This is a genomic window from Haloferax sp. AS1 (genome assembly GCF_014530665.1).
Lineage (GTDB): Archaea > Halobacteriota > Halobacteria > Halobacteriales > Haloferacaceae > Haloferax > Haloferax volcanii.
Window position 1 is genome coordinate 502,470 of the sequence record NZ_SPSA01000001.1, and the last position, 291, is coordinate 502,760.

Here is a 291-nt window from a genome sequence, read left to right on the forward strand (position 1 = left end):
GCGTACGCCTCGACGGCGAGCTGCTCGCGCCCGGAGACGGAGTCGGCGTAGTTGCGGAGGCGCGAGGCGAGTGCGACCTCGATAGCGCCGCCGCCGGCGAGCACGCGGCCGTCAGCGACCGGCGAGGCGACGACGTCGAGAGCGTCCTGAACGCCGCGTTCGAGCGCGTCGACCACGTGGTCGGTGGAGCCGCGGAGCAGGAGCGTGACGCCGTGGACGTCGTCGCCGATGCCCGCGACGTAGAACAGCTCGTCGGCCTCGTCGCGGCGGACGGAGGCGCGACCGAGGTCG

The 291-nt window shown here is 74.2% G+C and carries 1 protein-coding gene; it reads right to left on the bottom strand.

All coding sequences use genetic code 11. The features are described 5' to 3' along the window. Positions 1-291, bottom strand: a 291-nt coding sequence (locus E4P24_RS19415) for a TCP-1/cpn60 chaperonin family protein (RefSeq protein ID WP_305037779.1), incomplete at both ends; no start/stop codon positions are given.